Source organism: Pseudomonas svalbardensis, from assembly GCF_030053115.1.
Classification (GTDB): domain Bacteria; phylum Pseudomonadota; class Gammaproteobacteria; order Pseudomonadales; family Pseudomonadaceae; genus Aquipseudomonas; species Aquipseudomonas svalbardensis.
Window position 1 is genome coordinate 5,024,791 of the sequence record NZ_CP125619.1, and the last position, 19,357, is coordinate 5,044,147.

Sequence of the window (19,357 nt, forward strand, 5' to 3'; positions counted from 1 at the left end):
TGGATATCGGTTTACGACTGCTGCGCAGCCGAACGCAGGCTGCGCGAGCTGCTACAGGTTTGTGGTGTTACGAGGATCAGTAGCCGACAGTAAACCGCTGCCGAGAATGCTTCGGCACTTCCACTTCATCCAGCATCGCAATCGCATAATCGGCAAAAGTGATCCAGCTACGCCCTTCGCTACTCACCAGCAAATCATCTTTGCCGATCCGAAACGTCCCCGTGCGCTCACCTTCGACAAACTCTGCCGACGGCGAAAGAAAGGTCCAGTCCAGATCGCTTTCCTCACGCAGGTTCCCAAGAAACAAAGCGCCGGCACCCGCCTCGGCTTTGTATTCCTCCGGGAAGCCCTTGCTGTCGATCACCTGAGTGCCGTCCGGCAACAACAACGAACCCGCACCGCCCACCACCAACAGACGTTTTACGCCGGCCTTCTGAACCGGCTCGATGACGGCGCTGGCAGGAAGGGTCGCGAAGTGCGCAGCACTGATCACCACGTCATGACCCGCGACTGCCGCTTGCAAGGCCTCGGCGTCGAGGGCATCAACATTTTTGCTGACCACACCGGCACGCTGGCCGATCTTCGAGGTGTCGCGGGCGATGGCAGTGACGCTGTGACCACGGCGCAGGGCTTCTTCCAACAGTTGGCTACCGGCACGACCGGTGGCACCAATGATTGCGATCTTGCTCATGACGTTCTCCAGTGTGGATCAGTGTGAGTGGGCGAATCGGGTTACCACTTCATCTCGCCCTTGGCGACTTTGGCGCTCAGTTCCAGGGAGCTTTCTTCACCCAGCTTCGGGTAGCGTTCTTTCATCGCGGCGATCAGTGCGGCAGCGTCCTTTGCCTTGGCGGTTTCTTCGTCGAAGACTTTGATGTAATCGGCGGTGAACTGCACGGCGGCCAGCGAACGGGCGCTCTCACCAAGGTAATGACCCGGCACGATGGTTTTCGGTTTCAGGGTTTCGATGGCGTGCAGCGTGGTCAGCCAATCGGCGTGGGACTGCGGCGTCTGGGTGTCGGCCATCCACACGTGGATGTTTTCTGCGACGACGACGCCACCGACCACAGCCTTGATCGACGGAATCCAGACAAAGGTGCGATCCGGTTGCTTGCCGTCCAGCCCCACCACCTGCAATTTCTGCCCTTCGAGCATCAAGCTGTCGACCTTGAGGACATCCGGCACGATGGTTTTGCCCGGTACGTCGGTGCCCATTTTCGGCCCCCAGAACGCCAGTTTGCCGTCGACGGTTTTCTGGATGTGATCCACGGTCGGCTGCGAGGCGAGCACTTTGGCATTGGGGAATGCGGCGGTCAGGGCGTCGAGGCCGAAGTAGTAATCCGGATCACCGTGGCTGATGTAGATGGTGGTCAATTGCTTGCCGCTGGCGCGGATCTTTTCGACCACTTGCTCGGCCTGGGATTTGCCAAATTGTGCATCCACCAAAATCGCGTCTTTCTCGCCGCTGACCAACACCGAGGTCACCGGGAAGATCGCCTTGTCGCCCGGGTTGTAGACATCCAGGGTCAGGCTCGATGCTGCCGCGGCATGGGCGGCGAAACCGAGGGTGGCGGTGGCCAGCAAAATACGTTTAAGCGAGGTGAAGCCGATCATCTGTTGCTCCGTTGTCCGAATGCCGTGCTTGGCGATGGGACAGAGCTTAGTTGCATGACTCAGTACAAAAAATGCGATGCTGGAACATAGTTTGTTTCTGAAAGCGGGCAAATGATGGATCGTCTACAAGCAATGCGGGTGTTCGTCACGGTGGTTGACCTCGGCAGCCAGTCGGCCGCCGCCGATCACCTGGACCTTTCACGGCCAGTGGTTTCGCGCTATCTGGCGGAGCTGGAGGATTGGGTCGGCGCACGCCTGATGCACCGCACCACGCGCAAGCTGAGCCTGACCGCCGCCGGCAGTGAAATCCTGCCTCGTTGTCGGCAGATGCTCGACTTGTCCACGGACATGCAAGCCGCCGTCAGCGAACCGGACGAGGCACCGCGCGGCGTGTTGCGCATCAGCGTCAGCACCTCGTTTGGTCAGGCACAACTGGCGGATGCCATGGCTGCTTACGTCAAACGTTATCCCGGCGTCAGCATCGACCTGCAGATGCTCGACCGCACGGTGAACCTGGTGGATGAACGCATCGATCTGGCGATCCGCACCAGCAACGACCTGGACCCGAACCTGATCGCGCGACGGCTGACGGTCTGCCGCTCGGTGATCTGCGCCTCCCCCGCTTATCTGCTCGAACACCCGACGCCGCTGCGGGTCGAGGATCTGAGCCAGCACAATTGCCTGACCCACTCCTACTTCGGCAAAAGCCTCTGGCATTTCGAGGAGGACGGCGAGCAGGTGTCAGTGCCGGTGCAGGGCAACATCAGCGCCAACGAAGCCAGCACGTTATTGCGCGCGGCGATGGCCGGCGCCGGGGTGGCGATGCTCCCCAGTTATCAGGCCGGCGTGCATATCCACAGCGGCGAACTGATCCGCCTGCTGCCCCACGCTGAACCCCGACAAATGAACATTTACGCGGTGTATGCCTCACGCAAACACATGCCGGCGGCGTTGCGCAGCATGCTGGATTTTCTGGTGCTCAGATTTCCGGAAGAGCCGGAGTGGGATATCGGCCTGTAACCGAATCAAAAAAATGTGGGAGCGAGCCTGCTCGCGAAAGCGGTCGATCATCCAACAATGATTTCGACTGACCCACCGCATTCGCGAGCAGGCTCGCTCCCACAGGGGTTCATCAGTGTTCTGAATGTCGGGGTACATGCGTAAGCCGCGTTGCTGGCAACTCACTGGCGCTGACCTATGCTGAAACTAGTACCGAAGGGTATTCGTTCAGAGGTCAACGCCATGAACATCAAAACAAGAAGATACCTCGCGATTTTCATCACCTGCGCGGCCACGCTCGCGCTGTATGGCACCGCGGCCTGGCGCGTCGAGCAATTGCGACAAATGCCCCGTGAATACGCGAGCTGCAACTTCGAGCGCTGCATTCCCCACAATGCGACCCTCAACGCCCTCAAGTAACGAAGGGGATCAGGCCTCGTTGTCCTGATCGGCCTTCAAACGGTCACGAAATGCCTTGGGCGAGATCCCCACTCGACGCCGGAACAGGCGCGTGAAGTTGGTCGGATCAGAGAACCCCAACACGTCGGACATCTCATAAATGGTCATGCTGGTGTAGGTCAGCAAGCGCTTGGCCTCCAGCAATTGACGTTCGTGCATGATCTGCAACGCCGGTTGTCCCGCCAGCTCACGGCAGGTGCCGTTGAGGTGGGACACGGAAATCCCCAGCCGATGGGCCAGGTCTTCGACCTTGACGTGTTGGCGATAGGTCTCTTCCACCAGTTGGATAAAACCGTTCAGATATTCCCGGGCACGCTGCGGACGCTGGCTGGCGTTGCGGCGGGAAATCACCTGGCGGCTGACCCACACCATGATCACGCTGACCAGCGAATGCATGAGCATTTCGCGAGCCGGCTGGTGGCCGGTGTATTCGTCTTGCAGCGCTGAAAACAGGCTATTGAGGTAGTCGCCTTCCTTGCCCGCCGGATAACTTTCGGCCTGGGCCAGGGCGTTCACCGAATTGCCCAGTTGCGCCTGAAGATGGGCGACCAGCGGCGCGGCAAGAGTAACCACAAACCCTTGGACGTCCTCGGAAAACCGGAAACCGTGAACGGACAGCGGTGGCAGGATCTGGATCGCCGGCTCGGTCAATTGCGTACGCTTGCCTTCGATTTCAAGCTCTGCCTGACCTTTGAATACGAAGAGCAGCTGACACAAATCGGCGTGGCGGTGGGGTTTGATTTCCCATTGGTGTTCGCGGCTGCGTTTGGAAATGGTTTCACAGTGCAGCAAGTCCGGGGTCGGCCAATCCAGGCTTTCACCGTAGAGCTTGAACACTGGAATCGAAGGTAGGTCAGGCTTGTTCATCACTTCAATCCAGGCCTCGGGGGTAGGCGGGCGATAATCGCACCGATTGGCAGAATGTACAGGTATCGGCTCAGTTTTCCCCTTCAATTGACAGACTCGCGAGAGAAAAATGCAAGCACTCGATCCATAAAAATTATTCACCGGCCTTGGTCGCGTGAAGCTTGCGAGTCATAAAAACAATGAAAACGCTGAAAACGCAAATCGCCATCATCGGCGCCGGTCCGTCCGGTTTATTGCTCGGCCAGTTGCTGCACAATGCCGGCATCGACACCCTCATTCTCGAACGCCAGACGCCGGACTATGTGCTCGGACGAATCCGTGCCGGCGTCCTCGAACAAGGCATGGTAGAGCTGTTGCGCCAGGCCGGGGTGAGTCAGCGCATGGACGCCGAAGGGCTGGTCCACACAGGCTTCGAACTGGCCCTCGACGCACGCCGCGTACACATCGATCTGCAAGCCCTGACCGGTGGCAAAACGGTGATGATTTATGGCCAGACCGAGGTCACCCGCGACCTGATGGCCGCTCGTCGGGAGGCCGGTACACAGACGATTTACGAGGCAGGCAACGTCGTTCCTCACGGGATGAAAACCGAAGAGCCGTTCGTGACTTTTGAGAAGGACGGCGAACTGTATCGACTCGATTGCGACTACATCGCCGGGTGCGACGGTTTCCATGGCGTGGCCCGGCAGTCGATTCCTGCCGAGTGCCTGAACGTGTTCGAGCGAGTCTATCCGTTTGGCTGGCTGGGAATTCTTGCCGATACCCCGCCAGTGCACGAAGAGCTGGTTTACGCCCGGCATGAGCGCGGTTTTGCCCTGTGCAGCATGCGTTCGGCCACCCGCACTCGCTATTACCTCCAGGTGCCGGCCGACGAGCACGTCGAGAACTGGTCTGATCAGCGCTTCTGGGATGAACTCAAATCCCGTCTGCCTTGCGCGTTGGCAGCGTCGTTGATCACCGGGCCTTCCATCGAAAAAAGCATCGCGCCGTTACGCAGCTTTGTCGTCGAACCGATGCAGTACGGACGGATGTTTTTGGTCGGCGACGCCGCGCACATCGTCCCGCCTACTGGCGCCAAGGGCCTGAACCTGGCGGCCAGCGACGTCAGTACGCTGTTCAACATTCTGCTGAAGGTTTATCGAGAAGGCCGTGTGGATTTGCTGGAGAAATACTCCGAGGTCTGCCTGCGTCGGGTGTGGAAAGCCGAACGGTTTTCCTGGTGGATGACCTCGATGCTGCACCGCTTTGACGATAACGACGCCTTCAGTCAGCGGATTGCCGAGTCGGAACTGGGGTACTTCGTCGACTCCGAGGCCGGTCGAAAAACCATTGCAGAAAATTACGTCGGCCTTCCATACGAGGCTATCGAATAGCCTGCTATCGACTTACACTGGCGAGCATCCCCGCTCGCCTTGCTCCTTGCGGGTCAATCACTGTCCGCAGGTTCTAACCCGTGACCAATCTCAACCAGCCCGAAACGCCAAAACCGGCCATTCGCAGCGTGTTGATCGCCCTGATGCTGGCGATTTTTCTTGGCGCGCTGGACCAGACCATCGTCGCCGTGTCGATGCCGGCCATTTCCGCACAATTCAAGGACGTCAGCCTGCTGGCCTGGGTGATTTCCGGCTACATGGTGGCGATGACGGTGGCCGTGCCGATCTACGGCAAACTGGGCGATCTCTACGGTCGACGCAAGTTGATGCTGTTTGGCATGGGGTTGTTCACGGTTGCTTCGTTTTTCTGCGGCATGGCCCAGAGCATGGAGCAACTGGTGCTGGCGCGAATTCTTCAGGGCATCGGCGCCGGCGGAATGATTTCGGTCAGCCAGGCGATCATCGGCGACATCGTGCCGCCCCGGGAGCGCGGCCGCTATCAAGGCTATTTCAGCAGCATGTACGCAGTGGCCAGCGTGGCCGGCCCCGTACTCGGCGGTTACATGACCGAGTACCTGTCATGGCGCTGGGTATTTTTGATCAACCTGCCGTTGGGCCTCGGTGCCTGGCTGGTGGCCAATCGAACGTTGGTGGGTCTGCCAGTGCCGCAACGCAAACCGATCATCGATTACCTCGGCACGTTGCTGATGATCATCGGCTTGACCGCCTTGCTGCTGGGCATCACCCAGGTCGGCCAGGGCCATTCGTGGCGTAGCGCCGACGTGCTGGGCCTGCTCGGTTGTGCGGTGTTGGTACTGGCGCTGTTGGTCTGGCATGAACGCCGGACGCGGGAGCCGCTGCTGCCAATGCATTTGTTCGCCAATCGCAATGCGATCCTGTGCTGGTGCACGATCTTCTTCACCAGTTTCCAGGCGATCTCGCTGATTGTGTTGATGCCGCTGCGCTTCCAGAGCGTTACCGGCGCCGGGGCCGACAGCGCCGCGCTGCACCTGTTGCCGCTAGCGATGGGCTTGCCGGTCGGCGCGTATTTCGCCGGCCGCCGGACTTCAGTGACCGGGCGCTACAAACCCATGATCCTGACCGGCGCCCTGCTCATGCCGATTTCGATACTCGGTATGGCGTTCAGTCCTCCCCAGGCCTTTGTGCTCAGTAGTCTGTTTATGTTGCTCAGCGGGATCGCTAGCGGCATGCAGTTCCCGACTTCCCTGGTCGGAACGCAGAACGCGGTGGCTCAACGGGACATTGGTGTCGCCACCAGCACTACCAACCTGTTCCGCTCACTGGGCGGTGCGGTGGGTGTGGCCTTGATGTCAGCCCTGCTGCTGGCGTTGTTACAGGACTCAAGTTTTGCCCACCTGGCCGGCTCTTCGATGATTGCCGAGGGCAGTTCCGGAAATGTCTTACTCGATGGTTTGAACGCCGCGCCGGGGGATGCGCAGAACGCCTTGCGTGCCGAACTGCTGCTGACCTTCCAGAATTTGTTGATGGTCAGCGCGGCGGTGTCGCTGCTGGGGCTGGCGGCGGCGATTGCCATGCCGAACATGGTGTTGCGTGGGCGCGAGGATAAGGTTCGGTAGATAGACCGAAGCGCCTGCATTCGCGAGCAGGCTCGCTCCCACATTGGATCTCCGTCGTACACAAATGCTGTGATCACTGGAGATCTACTGTGGGAGCGAGCCTGCTCGCGATTACGGTGTGTCAGGCACCGCCGTAGACGGCAATGGGGTATGTATGGATATTCAGCGAATGGCAGTGTGTAAGGAGATCATTCCCGGGGAATCCGGGAATGATTCATGGCTCAAGGCCTTGCGCGCAGCTGCTGTTGCAGATTCTGGATCTGCGCCTGAAGGGTGTTGATGTTGCGGGTGACCTGGCTACGGAAGGCGTCGAATTCGGCGGTATTGGTCCCGCCTGGCGTCGCGGCCGGGCGATTGTCCTGTTCGCTTTTGAGCACAATGACTTCCTGCTCCAGACGCTCGATGGCGGCGCTCGGGTTGCCTTGTTTCTTCAGTGCAACGATGTCGGCGCCAAGGCTTTTTAGCTGTGCGTCGAATTTGTCTGAGTCCACCGGGGTGCTTTTCAGCACGGCTACATCGCTGTTCAAGACTTTGACCTGAGCCTGCAATTGAATGGTGGCGGTCTGTTGCTCAGTGGTCTGAGCGGTCATCTGCGCCAGGCGCTTATCCAGATCAGTGGTTTGTGCGCTCATCAGTGCCAGGCGCTTGTCCAGATCGGTGGTCTGGCCGACAACACCTTGCTGTTGTTTGCTTTGATCCTGGAGTTTGCTTTCCAGCTGTTTGATTTGCAGCTTCAAGGCTTCGCTGTCGCTGCTGACGTTGGTCTGACTGGCCACAACCTTGCCGGAAATGTCCTGCAAGCGCCCCGCCGCATCTTCACTGATACGCGCGAAACTTTCCTGGGTCGCCACCAATTGCTGTTCCATCAGCGAGAGCTGCTGGAAGCTCCACCAGGCAAGGCCTGCAAAAGCAAAGAACAAGGCGCCAACCAGCGCCCATAGCGGGCCGGTGCTCGGGCTTTTGACTTTGACGACTGGCGCGGTCCGCGAATGTACGGAGTTGCGAGCCGTGGTCGGAAAAACATCGTCGTCGAGGCTGTCGGCACGCAGGCTCGGTACATCGTCGAAGTCGTCGTTGGCATCGTTACGCATGGACATTGAGTCAACCTTTGTGGAACGCGGTGATGGCTTGATGCGGCGCAGTATAACCCCCACTGCCGCATCGATTGACCCTCAACCCCGAACTCGGTTCAGTGTTGCGGCGCTAACCCGTGCGTCAACGAATGTCCTGGGCCTTCCACCAGCCGCAGAATTCATCGAGGGCGGTCCAGAGACTGACTTTGGGATCGTAGTCCAGATAATGCCGGGCGCGGCTGATGTCCAGGGTGAAATTTTTGTTCATCACCTGCATGCCCAGGCGCGACAGGGTCGGTTCGGGACGACCCGGCCACAATTTGCACACCCCCTCGTTGAGCGCCGCTACGCTGTAGGCCAAGCCGTAGGAACGGTAGCGCGTGACCTGTGGGACATCCATCTTGCGCATCACGTAATTGACCACGTCCCACAACGGCACCGGCGTGCCGTTGCTGATGTTGTAGGCCTTGCCCAACGCCGAACCACTGGCCAGCAGACTGCTTAGCAACGCTTCATTGAGGTTTTGCACGCTGGTGAAATCAACCTTGTTCAGGCCGTTGCCGATGATCGCGAGCCGTCCCTTGCGCTGCATTTTCAGCAATCTCGGGAAGATGCTCATGTCACCAGCCCCCGTCACGAAACGCGGGCGCAGGGCCAGGGTTTCGAGGCCGAACTCCTGAGCGCCGAAAACCTTTTGCTCCGCCAGGTATTTGGTGGCGGCGTAGGGATGTTTGAAACGCTTGGGCACCTGTTCTTCGGTCAGCCCCAGATGATCGCGGCCATCAAAGTAGATCGACGGCGACGACAAGTGCACCAGACGCCGAACCCGCTGTTTCAGGCAGGCCTCGACCACGTTTTCAGTGACCTGGACATTGCCTTGATGGAAGTCCTGATACCGCCCCCACAAACCGACCGCACCGGCGCAATGCACCACGGCTTCGACGTCTGAGCACAGATCGCGTGCCAGTTCCGGGTCGCTCAAGTCACCCTGGATGAACTCGGCGCCACGGCGCACCAGATGCTCCACACTTTCGGCCCGGCGACCATTGACCCGCACGTCCAGGCCCTGCTCCAGGGCAAAACGCGCAAAGCGCCCGCCAATGAAGCCGCTTGCGCCGGTAACCAGAATCTTCATGAATTGCTCCGAATGTTTCGTTTTGCGTATTGCGTCAGGTCTTGACGCTGCCCGTCAGTCCAACGGCACCAGCCATTGCTTCGACGAACGCACCAACTGATCGGTGAGTAACCCCAGCAACTGACCGCCATTGCGCCAATGATGCCAGTACAGCGGCACATCGATCGGCTTATCGGGCAAAAGCTCTACCAATACACCGCGCTCCAGTTGCTCGCGCACCTGCAGTTCAGGCACCAGCCCCCAACCGAGTCCCGCTTCCGTGAGGCGGATGAAGCCTTCGGACGAAGGGCATAGATGGTGTTCGAATCCGCCATCGACGCCGAGGGACGCGAGGTAGCGATGCTGTAGGAAATCGTCCGGGCCAAACACCAGCGCGGGCGTTTTCGACAACAGATCGGCGCGTACACCTTCAGGAAAATGTCGGGCAATAAATGCTGGGCTGGCCAACGCACGGTAGCGCATGGCCCCCAGCAAAACGCTGCGCGCGCCGGCCACCGGTCGCTCGCTGGCGCAGACGCACGCCGCGACTTCACCGGCGCGCATGCGTTTGAGGCCGACCGTCTGGTCTTCGACCACCAGATCGAGCAGCAAATGCTGCTGCGCACAAAAATCCCCGACCGCCACGGCCCACCAGGTGGCGAGGCTGTCGGCATTCAAAGCGATGCGCAGACGTTCCGGCTGGCCTTCTTCGTCGAGTGCCGGCACCAGGGTTTGCAAGTCCCGTTCAAGCAAACGCACCTGCTGCACATGGTTGAGCAATCGTCGGCCGATTTCGGTCGGGGCCGGCGGTGTCACCCGCACCAGCACCGGTTGGCCGACCCGCGACTCCAGCAACTTGATGCGCTGGGAGATCGCCGATTGCGACAAACCGAGCACCTGAGCCGCACGTTCGAACCCCGCCTGCTCAACCACCGCGGCCAAGGCAGAAAGCAATTTATAGTCGAACATCAGTTTTCCTAATGAGCGATCAGCATGATTGGTTTTTCTTATACAGCTTTGCACCGGAGAATAGCCAGCAAGAACTCTTGAACAAGGATCATCGACATGGCTGGCGAAACTTCATTGGCAACCTTGCTGCGCAGCATGAGCCCGCAACTCAACGTCGGCGAATACGTGTTCTGCACCCTGCGCGACGGCAAGTTGCCGGCAGGCCTTGAGATCGTCGGCAGCTTTCGCGAGCAGGAAGGTCTGACGGTGATTCTGGAACGTTCCCACGCCGAAAAGGCCGGCTTCGGTTTCGATTACGTCGCGGCCTGGATCACCTTGAACGTGCATTCGGCCCTCGAAGCCGTCGGCCTGACCGCCGCGTTCGCCACGGCACTAGGCCAGGCGGGCATCAGCTGCAACGTGATCGCCGGCTATTACCACGACCATTTATTCGTCGGCCAGGCCGATGCCGAACGCGCCCTGCACGTGCTGCGGGATCTGGCGGCCAACGCGGAGTAAACATCTTATGTGGCAGAGCTATGTGAACGGCCTGTTGGTGGCCGCGGGGCTGATCATGGCGATCGGTACTCAAAATGCGTTCGTGTTGGCTCAGAGCCTTCGGCGCGAACATCACCTGCCCGTGGCGGCACTGTGCGTGACCTGCGATGCCTTGCTGGTGGCCGCCGGGGTATTCGGCCTGGCGACGGTGCTGGCGCAAAACCCGACGTTGCTGGCAGTCGCCCGTTGGGGTGGCGCGGCGTTTTTGATTTGGTATGGCAGCCTGGCGTTGCGTCGAGCCTGCTCGAAACAGAGCCTGCAACAGGGCGAAAACCAGACCGTGCGTTCACTGCGCGCGGTGATGCTCAGTGCTTTGGCCGTAACGCTGCTTAACCCGCACGTTTATCTGGATACCGTGTTGCTGATTGGCTCTCTCGGTGCCCAACAAACCGAGCCCGGCGCTTATGTCGTGGGCGCGGCCAGTGCGTCGTTGCTTTGGTTTTTCACCCTGGCGCTCGGCGCGGCGTGGTTGGCGCCATGGTTGGCGCGGCCAAGCACCTGGCGAATCCTTGATCTGTTGGTGGCGGTCATGATGTTCACAGTGGCGTTTCAATTAATCGTCGCCAGCTGATTATTCCAAAAGGCTCTGGAACCTCTATTCCACACAGTTGTTGCGTGGTTATGCCGCACCCCCGGTGCTATGATCCGATCCGATGCGCCGCAAAGAGTACAAACTCCCCGGCGCTTGTCTGGCCGCCCGTGATCGGCCTTGCGCTCACCGCAACTGACCTGATTAGGAGAATCATCATGGCTTTCGAATTGCCGCCGCTGCCTTACGCACACGATGCCCTGCAGCCGCACATTTCCAAGGAAACTCTGGAATACCACCACGACAAGCACCACAACACCTATGTCGTGAACCTGAACAACCTGGTGCCAGGCACCGAGTTCGAAGGCAAGACTCTGGAAGAGATCGTCAAATCTTCCTCTGGCGGTATCTTCAACAACGCCGCTCAGGTCTGGAACCACACTTTCTACTGGAACTGCCTGGCGCCAAACGCCGGCGGTCAACCAACCGGCGCACTGGCTGACGCGATCAACGCAGCCTTCGGTTCGTTCGACAAGTTCAAGGAAGAATTCAGCAAGACTTCCATCGGCACCTTCGGTTCCGGTTGGGGCTGGCTGGTGAAAAAGGCTGACGGTTCCCTGGCCCTGGCCAGCACCATCGGCGCCGGCAACCCGCTGACCAACGGCGACACCCCGCTGCTGACCTGCGACGTCTGGGAACACGCTTACTACATCGACTACCGCAACCTTCGTCCAAAATACGTCGAAGCGTTCTGGAACCTGGTCAACTGGAAATTCGTGGCTGAGCAGTTCGAAGGCAAAACCTTCACCGCTTAAGATCGATGCCAGTCAAAAAAACCCGGCTTTTGCCGGGTTTTTTTATGGGCGCTGGAAATGTGTTGTCTGTTCGGACGTCTTCGCGAGCAGACTCGCTCCCACATTTGGAATGCGTTCCCCTGTGGGAGCGGGCTTGCTCGCGAAGAACGATGACACGGTCAACCTGACGGAATGCCTAGTCCTGTGTGTCGACGATATCCAAAGCCCTGTTCACAGCAAGGTCCGCCAGCATGACGATCTGCGCAATGGCCAACGCCGTACTGCGCTGGGAGCCGCTCAGGTAGGTGGCGAAATCGCTGGCCATGACACTTGCCGAGGCCAATGACTCACAGGCGTGGGCCAGGAGGGATTCGATGTTCATGTCCGGGGAGATCAGGAACATGGGGCTGGGGTTGTAGGGTTTGGAGCTGTTGAAGGGGGGATCGGGGATTAATTTATCCAAGGGAATGCCTATGACGTTGGGTGACATTCCCTCGCCGTTTCTCACGCGACGAAGAGGTGGCAGCTATGTGCGAGGTGAGAAACCGGTCATAGACACCCGGCCAGACCGAAGTCTGCCCGCACACAGCCGCCATAACGCATATGCAGCAGATAAGCTGGCGGCAATTATGCGGATACTGGCGATGGATGACTATGACTTGCCGGGTTCTCACACCCGATCGCTGAGTTTTCAGCGACACCCAAAAGGTTATTGAACCCGCTTCCTACGGGCAACCTGAAAACCTCGTGGGAAAGGTCTGGTTTTTTTACCCCTGTTTAAACGGACGCATCCGTTGCCTGTGCGGCCGCTATCGCGAGCAAGCTCGCACACACATTCAAAACGTGTACATCAGCAGAAACCAGAGCAATTTCCCACGATGAAACCAGCATTCAGCCCCTTGCCCCAACGCCACAGCCGTCTAACATCAACCAAACGGAAAATATGTCCCAATCCCCCTCAAGTTGAAGGACCCAACAACCGACACAGTACGAATAGGACAAACACTCCAACGACAGCATTTCGGCCAAGCTACAGGCAAAAACCAATGTGATTGATTGTCCCTTTGACTGCCATCACCGGATTGCCAATACTCATGGCAACTTGACGCTACCCGCACGGAACAAGGAATGACTCTTTGAAGCTGGAACTCAAGAACAGCTTGTCGGTGAAGTTGCTTCGGGTAGTGCTCCTGTCGGCATTGATCGTCGGCGTGGTCTTGAGCTGCGCGCAGATCGTTTTCGATGCCTATAAAACACGCCAGGCCGTGGCCAGCGATGCCCAACGCATCCTCGACATGTTCCGCGACCCCTCGACCCAGGCCGTCTACAGCCTGGACCGGGAAATGGGTATGCAGGTTATCGAAGGCCTGTTTCAGGACGACGCTGTGCGCAAGGCCTCCATTGGCCATCCCAACGAAGCCATGCTCGCGCAAAAGTCTCGCGAGCTGCAGCATTCCGACAGTCGCTGGCTGACCGACCTGATCCTCGGCAAGGAACGCACCTTCACCACCGAGCTGGTGGGTCGCGGCCCTTACAGCGAGTATTACGGCGACTTGAGCATCACCCTCGACACCGCCACCTACGGCCAGGGTTTCATCGTCAGTTCGGTGATCATCTTCATCTCCGGCGTGTTGCGTGCGATGGCCATGGGGCTGGTGCTGTACCTGGTCTATCACTGGCTGCTGACCAAGCCGCTGTCGCGGATCATCGAACACCTCACGGAAATCAATCCGGATCGCCCCAGCGAACACAAAATCCCGCTGCTCAAGGGGCATGAAAAGAACGAACTGGGAATCTGGATCAACACCGCCAACCAGTTGCTCGAGTCCATCGAGCGCAACACCCATTTGCGCCACGAAGCGGAAAACAGCCTGCTACGCATGGCCCAGTACGACTTCCTCACCGGCCTGCCGAACCGCCAGCAATTGCAGCAGCAACTGGACAAAATCCTGGTAGACGCCGGCAGGTTGCAACGTCGGGTCGCGGTATTGGTCGTCGGCCTGGACGACTTCAAGGGCATCAACGAACAATTCAGCTACCAGACCGGCGACCAACTGCTGCTGGCCCTGGCCGATCGCCTGCGCGCTCACAGCGGACGCCTTGGTGCCCTCGCCCGCCTCGGCGGCGACCAGTTCGCCCTGGTTCAGGCCGACATCGAACAACCCTACGAAGCGGCCGAACTGGCCCAAAGCATTCTCGATGACCTGGAAGCGGCATTTGCCCTCGATCATCAAGAGATTCGTCTGCGCGCGACCATCGGCATCACCCTGTTCCCCGAAGACGGTGACAGCACCGAGAAACTGCTGCAAAAAGCCGAGCAGACCATGACCCTGGCCAAGACTCGCTCGCGCAACCGTTATCAGTTCTATATCGCCAGTGTCGACACCGAAATGCGCCGCCGTCGCGAGCTGGAAAAAGACCTGCGCGACGCCTTGGCCCGTAACCAGTTCTACCTCGTCTACCAGCCGCAGATCAGCTATCGCGATCACCGGGTGGTGGGTGTCGAGGCACTGATTCGCTGGCAGCATCCCGAGCACGGGCTGGTTCCGCCAGACTTGTTCATCCCCCTGGCCGAGCAGAACGGCACCATCATCGCCATCGGCGAATGGGTGCTGGATCAGGCGTGCAAACAATTGCGCGACTGGCATGACCAGGGTTTCGTCGACCTGCGCATGGCGGTGAATCTGTCCACGGTGCAGCTGCACCACGCCGAGTTGCCACGGGTGGTCAACAACCTGCTGCAGATGTACCGCCTGCCGCCCCGCAGCCTGGAGCTGGAAGTCACCGAAACCGGCCTGATGGAAGACATCAGCACGGCTGCCCAGCACCTGCTGAGCCTACGTCGCTCCGGCGCGCTGATCGCGATCGACGACTTCGGCACCGGATACTCATCATTGAGCTATCTGAAAAGCCTGCCGCTGGACAAGATCAAGATCGACAAGAGCTTCGTTCAGGACCTGCTCGATGACGACGACGATGCGACCATCGTTCGGGCCATCATCCAGTTGGGCAAGAGCCTGGGCATGCAGGTGATTGCCGAAGGCGTGGAAACCGCCGAGCAAGAGGCCTACATCATCTCTGAAGGCTGTCACGAAGGTCAGGGCTATCTCTACAGCAAGCCGCTGCCGGCGCGGGAATTGAGCGCGTATCTGAAACAGGCTCAGCGCAGTAACGCGGCTATTTTGTAGAAGATCAAAGGATCGCAGCCTCGTTTCACTCTGTAGCAGCTGTCGAGTGAAACGAGGCTGCGATCTTTTGATCTACCTCACGTGTCTCCGTGAATAAGAAATATTTACAAGCACAACCCTTTACACATAATGCGAAAGATTTGCATTATGTCGCAGTTTTGCGCGCTTGCTGCGCCATTCCACCCCCTCTCGAAGCAGGATGTTCGCCATGATTCGTATGCCTCTGGCTACCGCCAGTCTGTTGGCCATCGCTATTTCCCTCGCCGGTTGTGGCGAAGGCAAAGACAAAGCTGTCGCTGCGCAAGCACCGAATCCGGCCGCCAGCACCACGGCCCCGGCTGCTGCGCCTGCCGCTGTTGGTAAAATCGACGAAGCCGCCGCCAAAGCCGTTGTCGCGCATTACGCCGACATCGTCTTCGCCGTTTACAGCGATGCCGAATCCACCGCGAAGACCCTGCAAACCGCCGTCGACGCCTTCCTCGCCAAGCCGAACGCCGACACCCTGAAAGCTGCCAAGGCTGCCTGGATCGCTGCCCGCGTTCCTTACCTGCAGAGCGAAGTGTTCCGCTTCGGCAACACCATCATCGACGATTGGGAAGGTCAGGTGAACGCCTGGCCACTGGACGAAGGCCTGATCGACTACGTCGACAAATCCTACGAGCACGCACTGGGTAACCCGGGCGCCACGGCCAACATCATCGCCAACACCCAGGTTCAGGTCGGCGAAGACAAGATCGACGTGAAAGACATCACCCCGGCAAAACTCGCCAGCCTGAACGAGCTGGGTGGTTCCGAGGCCAACGTTGCCACCGGCTACCACGCCATCGAATTCCTGCTCTGGGGCCAGGACCTGAACGGCACCGGCCCTGGCGCTGGCAAACGCCCAGCTTCCGACTACCTGGAAGGCAAAGGTGCAACCGGCGGTCATAACGATCGTCGTCGCGCTTACCTGAAGTCCGTGACCCAACTGCTGGTCAGCGACCTGGAAGAAATGGTCGGTAACTGGAAGCCGAACGTGGCCGACAACTACCGCGCCACCCTCGAAGCCGAGCCAGCTGAATCCGGCCTGCGCAAAATGCTGTTCGGCATGGGCAGCCTGTCCCTGGGCGAACTGGCGGGCGAGCGCATGAAGGTTTCCCTGGAAGCCAACTCGCCGGAAGACGAACACGACTGCTTCAGCGACAACACCCACAATTCGCAGTTCTACGATGCCAAAGGCGTTCGTAACGTGTACCTGGGTGAATACACCCGCGTCGACGGCACCAAAATGACCGGCGCCAGCCTGTCATCCCTGGTGGCCAAGGCTGACCCGGCTGCCGACACCGCGCTGAAAGCCGACCTGGCTGCGACCGAAGCGAAGATGCAGGTTATCGTCGATCACGCCAACAAGGGTGAGCACTACGACCAGCTGATCGCTGCCGGCAACACTGCTGGCAACCAGATCGTGCGCGACGCTATCGCTTCCCTGGTCAAGCAGACCGGTTCGATCGAAGCAGCCGCTGGCAAACTGGGCATCAGCGACCTGAACCCGGACAACGCTGATCACGAGTTCTGATCAACGCTGTCTGAATAAAAAGGCGACCTTCGGGTCGCCTTTTTGCTGCCGGTCGCCGATCAGTTGCCCCACATCAACCAAACGATAATTCCTCTTATTCAATCCCCCCTGCCCTGTTAGACTTTGCGCCCTTGTTTTGCTCGTCTTGCAGGATGTCTGATGCCCTCGCTGCCTCTTCGCTTGTCCGCACTGTTTCTGGCCCTGGGCCTGAGTGCCTGCGATGACGCCCCGCGCTTTACCCAAGCCGAACCCGGTGAAGCCCGGTCCGGTGGCAGCGCAACCGTGCGCAAGACCGATCAGAACGCATTTTCCCTGCCGTCCGCCAACCTGCCGCCGTCACGGCGCGTGGACTTCAGTGTCGGCAACAGCTTTTTCCGTAATCCCTGGGTGATCGCCCCGTCGACCACCACCGCCCGGGATGGCCTCGGCCCGCTGTTCAACACCAACGCGTGCCAGAACTGCCACATCAAGGACGGACGCGGTCATCCGCCCACGCCTGATGCGCAGAACGCCGTGTCGATGCTGGTACGTCTGTCGATTCCCGATACGCCAGCGTACGCCAAGGTCATCGAGCAGCTCGGTGTCGTCCCGGAGCCGGTCTACGGCGGCCAGTTCCAGGACATGTCCGTACCGGGTGTCGTGCCGGAAGGCAAAGTGCGCGTCGATTACACACCCGTTCCGATCCGCTTCAAGGACGGCACCGAAGTCGAGTTGCGCAAGCCGACGTTGCAAATCACCCAGCTCGGCTATGGCCCGATGCACCCTGACACGCGCTTCTCAGCCAGGGTTGCACCGCCAATGATTGGCCTGGGCCTGCTCGAAGCGATTCCCGACGAGGCGATCCTGGCCAATGCCGAGGCTCAGGAAAAAGACAAAAACGGTATCGCCGGGCGTCCGAACCGGGTCTGGGATGACGCGCAGCAAAAATCCGTTCTCGGGCGATTTGGCTGGAAGGCCGGCCAACCAAACCTCAATCAGCAAAATGTTCATGCGTTTTCCGGGGACATGGGCCTGACCACCAGTCTGAGACCCGTTGATGACTGCACCGCCGCGCAAACCGCTTGCAAGCAAGCGCCCAACGGTAATGGCCCGGATGGCGAGCCGGAAGTCAGCGATAACATCCTGCGTCTGGTGCTGTTCTACAGCCGTAACCTCGCCGTACCGGCCCGCCGCGATGTCAGCGCCCCCGAGGTGCTGGCCGGCAAGAATCTGTTTTTCCAGGCCGGATGCCAGTCCTGCCACACCCCGAAATACACCACCGCCGCCAACGCCGCAGAACCTGAATTGGCCAATCAAGTGATTCGCCCTTACAGCGATCTGCTGCTGCATGACATGGGCGACGGTCTGGCCGACAACCGTACCGAATTCCAGGCCAGCGGCCGCGACTGGCGCACCCCGCCGTTGTGGGGCATCGGCCTGACGCAGGCGGTCAGTGGGCACACCCAGTTTTTGCACGATGGCCGCGCCCGCAATCTGCTTGAAGCCGTGCTCTGGCATGGCGGCGAAGCCACAGCGGCGCAGCAACAGGTTTTGTCTTTCAATGCCGAGCAGCGCGCTGCGTTGCTGGCGTTCTTGAATTCCCTTTAATACGTATTCCATAGCGGGAGCCCGACATGTTCCGTCCCAAATTGTTGTTCACCAGCCTTGCCGCACTCGCCCTGGGCGCCTGTTCGCCTCAGGATCCGCAGGCCGTCACGTCGGCGGCGATCGCCAAGTCGGTAATCCTGCCGACCTACACGCGCTGGGTTGAAGCCGACCGCCAACTGGCCGTCAGCGCCCTCGCCTACTGCGAAGGCAAGGAAAACCTCGACACCGCCCGCGCCGACTTCCTGCACGCGCAGAAAGCCTGGGCCGAGTTGCAGCCACTGCTGATCGGGCCGCTGGCCGAGGGCAATCGCGCCTGGCAGGTGCAGTTCTGGCCGGACAAGAAAAACCTCGTCGGCCGTCAAGTCGAGCAACTGGTCACCGCACAGCCGCAGATCGATGCCGCTGCATTGGCCAAGTCCAGCGTTGTGGTTCAAGGCCTCTCCGCCTACGAATACATCCTGTTCGACAGCAAGCCTGATGTGGCCAACGCTGAACAGAAAACCAAGTACTGCCCGCTGCTGATCGCGATTGGCGAGCGTCAGAAACAACTGGCCGAAGAAATTCTGAAAAGCTGGAACAACACCGACGGCATGCTCGCGCAGATGAGCAAATTCCCGAACCAACGCTACGCCGATTCCCACGAAGCCATCGCCGATCTATTGCGCGTGCAAGTCACCGCCCTCGACAGCCTGAAGAAAAAACTCGGCACGCCGATGGGCCGTCAAACGAAGGGGGTGCCGCAACCGTTCCAGGCCGATGCATGGCGCAGCCAGTCGTCCCTGACCGGCCTCGAAGCCAGCCTCGCCGCCGCCAAAACGGTATGGGAAGGCGTCGACAACAAAGGCCTGCGCGGCCTGTTGCCGAACGAGCAGAAACCCTTGGCCGACAAGATCGACGCCGCTTACGCCGCGTCCCTGAAACTGTTCGCCAGCAACCAGCGTTCGCTGACTGAAATGCTCGGCGATGACGCCGGTCGCCAACAGCTAAACGATATCTACGACAGCCTGAACGTCGTCCACCGCCTGCACGAAGGCGAACTGGCCAAGGCGCTGGGCATCCAACTGGGCTTCAACGCCAACGACGGTGACTGATGAGGGCAAG

Annotated in this window: 18 protein-coding genes; 11 read left to right on the forward strand and 7 right to left on the reverse strand. The window is 59.5% G+C overall.

Annotated elements, in window-relative coordinates:
* Positions 1-76: 76 nt before the first annotated feature.
* Both QFX16_RS23170 and QFX16_RS23175 read right to left on the reverse strand, forming a co-directional pair.
* Positions 77-691, reverse strand: a complete 615-nt coding sequence (locus QFX16_RS23170; RefSeq protein ID WP_283181496.1) for an NAD(P)-dependent oxidoreductase — start codon at positions 689-691, stop codon at positions 77-79.
* A 41-nt stretch (positions 692-732) separates the two neighbouring features.
* On the reverse strand, positions 733-1,614 hold the full coding sequence (locus QFX16_RS23175; RefSeq protein WP_283181497.1) for an MBL fold metallo-hydrolase: 882 nt from the start codon (positions 1,612-1,614) through the stop codon (positions 733-735).
* A gap of 114 nt (positions 1,615-1,728) precedes the next feature.
* Between QFX16_RS23175 and QFX16_RS23180 the strand changes: the two genes are divergently transcribed.
* Both QFX16_RS23180 and QFX16_RS23185 read left to right on the forward strand, forming a co-directional pair.
* A complete protein-coding gene (locus tag QFX16_RS23180; protein WP_283184621.1) occupies positions 1,729-2,634 on the forward strand; it encodes a LysR family transcriptional regulator in 906 nt (301 codons plus the stop codon).
* 177 nt (positions 2,635-2,811) lie between these two features.
* A complete protein-coding gene (locus tag QFX16_RS23185) occupies positions 2,812-3,033 on the forward strand; it encodes a hypothetical protein (protein WP_283184665.1) in 222 nt (73 codons plus the stop codon).
* A 9-nt stretch (positions 3,034-3,042) separates the two neighbouring features.
* Here QFX16_RS23185 and QFX16_RS23190 read toward each other — a convergent pair whose 3' ends face one another.
* Positions 3,043-3,939 (reverse strand): helix-turn-helix domain-containing protein, encoded by an 897-nt coding sequence (locus tag QFX16_RS23190; protein WP_283181498.1) that lies wholly within the window; start codon positions 3,937-3,939, stop codon positions 3,043-3,045.
* 179 nt (positions 3,940-4,118) lie between these two features.
* Between QFX16_RS23190 and pobA the strand changes: the two genes are divergently transcribed.
* Entirely contained in the window at positions 4,119-5,312 is a 1,194-nt protein-coding gene (gene pobA / locus QFX16_RS23195; RefSeq protein ID WP_283181499.1) for a 4-hydroxybenzoate 3-monooxygenase, read from the forward strand.
* A gap of 80 nt (positions 5,313-5,392) precedes the next feature.
* Positions 5,393-6,910 carry an MDR family MFS transporter gene (locus QFX16_RS23200; RefSeq protein ID WP_283181500.1) on the forward strand — a complete coding sequence of 506 codons (1,518 nt, stop codon included), beginning with the start codon at positions 5,393-5,395 and terminating at the stop codon, positions 6,908-6,910.
* 221 nt (positions 6,911-7,131) lie between these two features.
* On the opposite strand, the gene QFX16_RS23205 is transcribed toward QFX16_RS23200, so the two are convergent.
* The 3 genes from QFX16_RS23205 to QFX16_RS23215 form a co-directional block, all read right to left on the reverse strand.
* Positions 7,132-8,007, reverse strand: a complete 876-nt coding sequence (locus QFX16_RS23205; protein ID WP_283181501.1) for an ATPase — start codon at positions 8,005-8,007, stop codon at positions 7,132-7,134.
* 118 nt (positions 8,008-8,125) lie between these two features.
* Entirely contained in the window at positions 8,126-9,118 is a 993-nt protein-coding gene (locus QFX16_RS23210) for an NAD-dependent epimerase/dehydratase family protein (RefSeq protein ID WP_283181502.1), read from the reverse strand.
* A 54-nt stretch (positions 9,119-9,172) separates the two neighbouring features.
* A complete protein-coding gene (locus tag QFX16_RS23215; RefSeq protein ID WP_283181503.1) occupies positions 9,173-10,066 on the reverse strand; it encodes a LysR family transcriptional regulator ArgP in 894 nt (297 codons plus the stop codon).
* Between the two features lie 96 nt (positions 10,067-10,162).
* On the opposite strand from QFX16_RS23215, the gene QFX16_RS23220 reads away from it, so the two are divergent.
* From QFX16_RS23220 to QFX16_RS23230, 3 genes are all read left to right on the forward strand, one after another.
* Positions 10,163-10,564: an ACT domain-containing protein gene (locus QFX16_RS23220; RefSeq protein WP_283181504.1), complete on the forward strand. Its 402-nt coding sequence runs from the start codon at positions 10,163-10,165 to the stop codon at positions 10,562-10,564.
* Between the two features lie 7 nt (positions 10,565-10,571).
* Positions 10,572-11,174: a LysE/ArgO family amino acid transporter gene (locus QFX16_RS23225; RefSeq protein WP_223430266.1), complete on the forward strand. Its 603-nt coding sequence runs from the start codon at positions 10,572-10,574 to the stop codon at positions 11,172-11,174.
* Between the two features lie 176 nt (positions 11,175-11,350).
* Positions 11,351-11,947 (forward strand): superoxide dismutase, encoded by a 597-nt coding sequence (locus QFX16_RS23230; RefSeq protein ID WP_095133215.1) that lies wholly within the window; start codon positions 11,351-11,353, stop codon positions 11,945-11,947.
* A 175-nt stretch (positions 11,948-12,122) separates the two neighbouring features.
* On the opposite strand, the gene QFX16_RS23235 is transcribed toward QFX16_RS23230, so the two are convergent.
* Positions 12,123-12,389, reverse strand: coding sequence for a DUF6124 family protein (locus tag QFX16_RS23235; protein ID WP_283181505.1), 267 nt, complete (start codon positions 12,387-12,389; stop codon positions 12,123-12,125).
* A gap of 673 nt (positions 12,390-13,062) precedes the next feature.
* Here QFX16_RS23235 and QFX16_RS23240 point away from each other — a divergent pair.
* The 4 genes from QFX16_RS23240 (at position 13,063) to QFX16_RS23255 (ending at position 19,347) form a co-directional block, all read left to right on the forward strand.
* Positions 13,063-15,114, forward strand: coding sequence for a putative bifunctional diguanylate cyclase/phosphodiesterase (locus QFX16_RS23240; protein ID WP_283181506.1), 2,052 nt, complete (start codon positions 13,063-13,065; stop codon positions 15,112-15,114).
* A 208-nt stretch (positions 15,115-15,322) separates the two neighbouring features.
* Positions 15,323-16,669: an imelysin family protein gene (locus QFX16_RS23245; protein WP_283181507.1), complete on the forward strand. Its 1,347-nt coding sequence runs from the start codon at positions 15,323-15,325 to the stop codon at positions 16,667-16,669.
* A 159-nt stretch (positions 16,670-16,828) separates the two neighbouring features.
* Positions 16,829-18,256, forward strand: coding sequence for a di-heme oxidoreductase family protein (locus QFX16_RS23250; protein ID WP_283181508.1), 1,428 nt, complete (start codon positions 16,829-16,831; stop codon positions 18,254-18,256).
* Positions 18,257-18,282: 26 nt separating this feature from the next.
* On the forward strand, positions 18,283-19,347 hold the full coding sequence (locus tag QFX16_RS23255) for an imelysin family protein (RefSeq protein WP_283181509.1): 1,065 nt from the start codon (positions 18,283-18,285) through the stop codon (positions 19,345-19,347).
* Positions 19,348-19,357 lie beyond the last annotated feature (10 nt).

Bases quoted from the DNA above. Each gene is read 5' to 3' on its own strand.
- QFX16_RS23255 (WP_283181509.1), top strand. From the start codon at position 18,283: ATGTTCCGTCCCAAATTGTTGTTCACCAGCCTTGCCGCACTCGCCCTG.
- QFX16_RS23205 (WP_283181501.1), bottom strand. From the start codon at position 8,007: ATGTCCATGCGTAACGATGCCAACGACGACTTCGACGATGTACCGAGC.
- QFX16_RS23170 (WP_283181496.1), bottom strand. From the start codon at position 691: ATGAGCAAGATCGCAATCATTGGTGCCACCGGTCGTGCCGGTAGCCAA.
- QFX16_RS23225 (WP_223430266.1), top strand. From the start codon at position 10,572: ATGTGGCAGAGCTATGTGAACGGCCTGTTGGTGGCCGCGGGGCTGATC.
- QFX16_RS23220 (WP_283181504.1), top strand. From the start codon at position 10,163: ATGGCTGGCGAAACTTCATTGGCAACCTTGCTGCGCAGCATGAGCCCG.
- QFX16_RS23230 (WP_095133215.1), top strand. From the start codon at position 11,351: ATGGCTTTCGAATTGCCGCCGCTGCCTTACGCACACGATGCCCTGCAG.
- QFX16_RS23175 (WP_283181497.1), bottom strand. From the start codon at position 1,614: ATGATCGGCTTCACCTCGCTTAAACGTATTTTGCTGGCCACCGCCACC.
- QFX16_RS23245 (WP_283181507.1), top strand. From the start codon at position 15,323: ATGATTCGTATGCCTCTGGCTACCGCCAGTCTGTTGGCCATCGCTATT.
- QFX16_RS23180 (WP_283184621.1), top strand. From the start codon at position 1,729: ATGGATCGTCTACAAGCAATGCGGGTGTTCGTCACGGTGGTTGACCTC.
- QFX16_RS23190 (WP_283181498.1), bottom strand. From the start codon at position 3,939: ATGAACAAGCCTGACCTACCTTCGATTCCAGTGTTCAAGCTCTACGGT.
- QFX16_RS23215 (WP_283181503.1), bottom strand. From the start codon at position 10,066: ATGTTCGACTATAAATTGCTTTCTGCCTTGGCCGCGGTGGTTGAGCAG.
- QFX16_RS23210 (WP_283181502.1), bottom strand. From the start codon at position 9,118: ATGAAGATTCTGGTTACCGGCGCAAGCGGCTTCATTGGCGGGCGCTTT.
- QFX16_RS23250 (WP_283181508.1), top strand. From the start codon at position 16,829: ATGCCCTCGCTGCCTCTTCGCTTGTCCGCACTGTTTCTGGCCCTGGGC.
- pobA (WP_283181499.1), top strand. From the start codon at position 4,119: ATGAAAACGCTGAAAACGCAAATCGCCATCATCGGCGCCGGTCCGTCC.
- QFX16_RS23185 (WP_283184665.1), top strand. From the start codon at position 2,812: ATGCTGAAACTAGTACCGAAGGGTATTCGTTCAGAGGTCAACGCCATG.